Raw genomic sequence first — 4,543 nt, forward strand, 5'->3', positions numbered from 1 at the left:
GATCAGGCTCAGGAATTCGGCAGGCTCGGAGCGCTGAGCGCCGCCCGGACCGTCGTAGAGCGCCAGCGTGCGCGGGCCGTAGGGCGCGAGCGCCGCGGCGAAGGCGTCGCGGGCGGCATTGAGCGCGCGAAGCTCACGCTCCAGGTCGGCGGCCTTGGCGCCGGGTTGACGGACCAGGCGCTCCAGGAAGCCCGCGCCGCCCTGCAACGGCCGGCGGACCAGGGTCAGGAAGATGTCGTTGACGTAGAGCCGCCGCCCGGCCAACCGGTCGCGCCAGCCGGCGTCGAGACCCGCGCAGAACGGCTCTTCCGGCGGATCGGGGAAGGCCGGCGTCACGCGTCGGCGGACCACGTGGTGATAGATCGCCAGCCGGGAACTGGCGGCCCCGCGCAGAACGGTCTCGCGGATCGCCTTTCGGTAATTGAGCTCGTCGTCCGGTGCGGTCTCCGACGGGAAGCCGGCCAGGTGCAGGGTCTGCACCAAAAGGCCGTCGCGGGTCTGCAGCGTCACCTCGTCCAGATGGCCGAGGTAGGGCAGGCGATCGCCGACATTGGCCTCGCGTGGCGCCAGGACCTTGGCTGCGCCCGTGGTGAGGAAGGTGCGGCTCATGGGCGGTACGAATTCCCGCGCCAGAAGGCGAAATTGCGGACGCGCGGCGTGGTCTGCAGCTTGGTGATCCAGATGTCGAAGAACCGGGGCTCGCGCAGGCAGCCCAGATAGCCGGCCGCATGCAGGACCGCCGCCAGCGCCAGCGCCCAGAACGAGCGCGTGATCAGGAAGGCCTCGACCGTGACGATCAGGTTGAACACCGCGTACGGATAGGTGACGCCGCCGATCATCTGGGGCCGCGTGAGCGCCGCAAAGACGGGGTCGGAGGCGAGGCGGGACATGGCGCTAGTGCAGCCCGCCGGCCAGCGAGCGGATGCCGGCGACGATCGAGACCGCGCCGAAGATGATGAAGCAGCCGATGACCACCGTCAGGCCGCGACGCCAGTCCATGCGCCCGGTCAGCATCAGGAAGCCCACGGCGGCCACGGCGATCACGGCGGCGGTGGTCGCCAGGTTGCCGAGCAGGGTGCCCTGCACCCAGTCGAGCGCGGCGATCAGCGGCGAGGAACCCGCGGGGTCGCCGCTCTGGGCGTGGGCCTGGCCAGCCATGGTTAGCGCGGCGGCGAAGGCGGCCGGGGCTGCGGCAAGCAGGGACGTTCGTCGGGTCATTGGCTACTCCACGCCCGTCCGGGGCAGGCTGACGACCGCCAGGCGGCCCAGGATCGAGCGCACATAGGCCTGGGTCTCGGCATAGGGCGGCACGCCGCCATAGCGGGCCACGGCCTCAGGGCCGGCATTGTAGGCGGCCAGGGCCTTGGGCAGATCGCCCTCGAAGCGCTGCAGCATCTGCGACAGGTAGGCGACGCCGCCCTCGACGTTGCCCTTCAGGTCGCTGGCGTCGACCCCGAGCGTGCGCGCGGTGCCCGGCATCAGCTGCATCACCCCCATCGCGCCCTTGGGCGACAGGGCGGACTGATTGTAGCGCGACTCCTGCCAGGCCACGGCCTCCACCAGGGGGGTCGAGATCGCGTGGCGGGTTGAGGCGTCCTGAATGGCGCGGGCGACCTCCTCGGGCGCAGCGCGCGCCGGCGCGGCGGCGGCCTGCGGGATCAGGGCGCGGACACCCTCGCTGGAATAGACTTCGGGGCCGGAATAGGTGGTCACGCCGCCATCGTCGCCGATCGAAAGCACCTGGGCGGCGGCCGGCGAGGCCAGGGCGCACAGGGTCATGCCGGCGAAGGCCACAGCCGTGCGCAGCGAGGGTCTACCAGCGCGTCTCATCGTCCATCCTGCCCCCATGGGCGACCCTTAGCCGATCCTCGCTCGCCTGAGAGGCGAGCGCATTGTCACAGCCCTGGCCATCGAAGCCGCCACGCCTGGAGCGGCTGGCCAACCCTCAACCGGGCCGACCGAAGCTAGGGGCAAGAGGCTAACGGATAGTCACCTTGGCCTTAAGCATGTTGCCTAACTCTTAGACCATTGTGGAGATTCCGGACACCAGCCGTGACGCGGCCGCCCTGTGCAGCTAGAGGAACCGCATGGCGAAATGGTCGGCGCGGCAGGCGCAAATGGCAGTGGCGGCGGCGGGCTTGCTGGTCCTGGCGGCCGTCGCCGCCGGCGCAGCGTTCGGCGCGCTGAACGCCGCCGACCCCTACGCCCGGCCCGGACGGCTTGTGCGCCTGCCCGACCACCGCGCGCTGAACTTCCGCTGCGAAGGCCATGGCTCGCCGACCGTGCTGCTGGAAGCCGGCTTCGGCGGCGGGTCCAATGCCTGGGGCAAGGTCGCGCCACGGATCGCTCAGGTCACCCGGGTCTGCGCCTACGACCGGGCCGGTTATGGCTTCAGCGATCCGGGGCCAATGCCGCGGGACGGCGCCGCCATCGCCCGCGACCTCGACGCGGGGCTGACGGCCGCCCACATCGCGGGGCCCTACGTGGTGGTGGGCCACTCCGCCGGCGGGCTCTACGCGCGCCTGTTCGCCGCGCGACGGATCAAGGACGTCGTGGGCCTGGTGTTCGTCGACAGCTCGGTCGAGCACCAGACGCAGCGGATGCAGGCGCTGTTCGGGCCGGGCGCCGGAGGCCTGGAAGGCCCCGAGCGACGCCCCTTGCGGTGCCTGAAGCTGGCGAGCGCGCCACATGTTTCGCCGGGCGATCCTGCGTTCCAGGACTGCGCGCGCCCGTCGGACGACGACCACGCCAAGCAGATCGCCCTCAATCCCGAAACCTGGCGCACCCAGGTCTCCGAACTCGACAACCTCTTCACGACGACATCGGACGAGGTCGACCGCGTCGGCGGGCTGCTGGAGGACATCCCCGCCATCGTTCTGACCGCCGCCAGCGCCGACGGGCCGGCCGGCGCAGCCGCCGATCCCGGCGCCGGCGCCTGGCAGACCTTCCACCAGCAGCTGGCGGCCGGTTTCCACAAGGGCGACCATCGGCTGGTGAAATCCTCCCACCTGATGATGATCGATCGCCCCGAGGTGGTGGCCGACGCGGCGCTGGAACTGGTGCAAGCCGCGCGCAAGCCCTGAGGCCGGGCGACAAAGCGGCTATCCATCCATGTCCGAAAACCGCGAGACATTGCGGCTGCACATCCCCATGTTCCGGTCATGGACATGGACTTCGAAGCCTGCCGCCGCGCCTTCCTGACCCGGGACCCCCGGTTTGACGGGCGGATCTTCGGCGCGGTGCGCACCACCGGCATCTACTGCCGTCCGATCTGCCCGGCGCGGACGCCCAAGCCGCAAAACATGACCTTCTATCCGACCGCGGCGGCCTGCCAGGAAGCCGGCTATCGTCCGTGCCTGCGCTGCCGGCCGGAGTCCTCGCCGGACCTGGGCGCCTGGCGGGGCACTTCGAACACCGTCAGCCGCGCGCTGGCGCTGATCGAGGCCGGAGCCTTGGACAATGGGGATGTTGACGCACTTGCTGCGCGGTTGGGCGTTGGCGAGCGGCAACTGCGCCGCCTGTTCAAGCAGCACCTGGGCGCCTCGCCGGTGGCCGTCGCCCAGACGCGACGCGTCCTGCTGGCCAAGCAGCTGATCCAGGAGACGATGTTGCCCATGGGCGAGGTGGCCCTGGCGTCCGGCTTCGGCAGCGTGCGGCGGTTCAACGAGACCTTCCAGCAGCTGTTCGCCCGCCCGCCCGGCGAGCTGCGCCGTTCCCGTGCCGCCGAGGCCAGCGCCTCGGCCGGCGGCATCACCGTCAAGCTGCCTTACCGGGCGCCCTACGATTGGGAGGCGATGATCGGCTTCCTGGCGGCCCGCGCCGTTCCGGGTGTCGAGGCCGTAGGCCCGCAGCGTTACGCCCGGACGCTGGCCGTGGATGGCGCCCTCGGCATTGTGACTGTCTCGCCCGGCGCCGGTGACTTCCTGGTGGCGGAGATCCGCTTCCCGAGGGTGCAGGCCTTGCCGGCGGTGATCGCCCGCATCCGCCGCGTCTTCGACCTCACCGCCGATCCGGGGCTGATCGGGGCGCACCTCAGCCAGGATGCGGCGCTCGCGCCGCTGGTGGCCGCGCGACCGGGCCTGCGCGCGCCCGGCGCCTGGGACGGCTTTGAGCTCGCCGTGCGCGCCATCCTTGGCCAACAGATCACCGTCACCGCCGCCCGCGGCCTGGCCGCCAAGCTGGTGGAGGCCTATGGCGAGCGGATCGACGAGCCATTCGCGGCCTCGCTCGGCTTGACGCGGGCCTTCCCGACGCCGCAGCGGCTGGTCGGCCAGGACATCGCCGCGCTGGGCATGCCCCGATCGCGCGGGGCGGCGCTGGAGGCCCTGGCCCGCACGGTGGCCGCCGACCCGACCATCTTCACCCCGAGGGCCGACCTGGAAACCGCGATCGCGGCGCTGAAGGCCCTGCCGGGCGTCGGCGAATGGACCGCCCAGTACATCGCCCTGCGCGAACTGCGCGAGCCCGACGCCTTCCCGCAGGCCGATATCGGCCTCTTACGCGGCATGGCCGACGAGACCGGCGCGCGGCCGACGCCCGCCGA

At 71.6% G+C, this 4,543-nt stretch carries 5 protein-coding genes and 1 pseudogene; 2 read left to right on the top strand and 4 right to left on the bottom strand.

Annotated elements, in window-relative coordinates; translation table 11 throughout:
- From E8A12_RS09030 to E8A12_RS09045, 4 genes and pseudogenes are all read right to left on the bottom strand, one after another.
- A pseudogene (locus tag E8A12_RS09030) lies at positions 1–609 on the bottom strand (VirB4 family type IV secretion/conjugal transfer ATPase); the annotation flags it as partial.
- Positions 606–890: a type IV secretion system protein VirB3 gene (locus tag E8A12_RS09035; protein ID WP_293367817.1), complete on the bottom strand. Its 285-nt coding sequence runs from the start codon at positions 888–890 to the stop codon at positions 606–608. The pseudogene E8A12_RS09030 and the gene E8A12_RS09035, both read right to left, overlap by 4 nt.
- Positions 891–894: 4 nt before the next feature.
- Positions 895–1,218, bottom strand: coding sequence for a TrbC/VirB2 family protein (locus E8A12_RS09040; RefSeq protein WP_293367819.1), 324 nt, complete (start codon positions 1,216–1,218; stop codon positions 895–897).
- A 3-nt stretch (positions 1,219–1,221) separates the two neighbouring features.
- Positions 1,222–1,830, bottom strand: coding sequence for a lytic transglycosylase domain-containing protein (locus tag E8A12_RS09045; RefSeq protein ID WP_293367821.1), 609 nt, complete (start codon positions 1,828–1,830; stop codon positions 1,222–1,224).
- A gap of 257 nt (positions 1,831–2,087) precedes the next feature.
- On the opposite strand from E8A12_RS09045, the gene E8A12_RS09050 reads away from it, so the two are divergent.
- Positions 2,088–3,083: an alpha/beta hydrolase gene (locus E8A12_RS09050; protein WP_293367823.1), complete on the top strand. Its 996-nt coding sequence runs from the start codon at positions 2,088–2,090 to the stop codon at positions 3,081–3,083.
- A gap of 84 nt (positions 3,084–3,167) precedes the next feature.
- Positions 3,168–4,543, top strand: a 1,376-nt coding sequence (locus tag E8A12_RS09055; RefSeq protein WP_293367825.1) for an AlkA N-terminal domain-containing protein, incomplete at its 3' end; no start/stop codon positions are given.

Origin of the sequence: Phenylobacterium sp., from assembly GCF_004799395.1 — a bacterium.
GTDB lineage: Bacteria > Pseudomonadota > Alphaproteobacteria > Caulobacterales > Caulobacteraceae > Phenylobacterium.

What these genes read in the sequence shown, in the direction of transcription:
- E8A12_RS09035 (WP_293367817.1), bottom strand. Translation starts at nt 890, where the DNA reads ATGTCCCGCCTCGCCTCCGACCCCGTCTTTGCGGCGCTCACGCGGCCC.
- E8A12_RS09040 (WP_293367819.1), bottom strand. Translation starts at nt 1,218, where the DNA reads ATGACCCGACGAACGTCCCTGCTTGCCGCAGCCCCGGCCGCCTTCGCC.
- E8A12_RS09045 (WP_293367821.1), bottom strand. Translation starts at nt 1,830, where the DNA reads ATGAGACGCGCTGGTAGACCCTCGCTGCGCACGGCTGTGGCCTTCGCC.
- E8A12_RS09050 (WP_293367823.1), top strand. Translation starts at nt 2,088, where the DNA reads ATGGCGAAATGGTCGGCGCGGCAGGCGCAAATGGCAGTGGCGGCGGCG.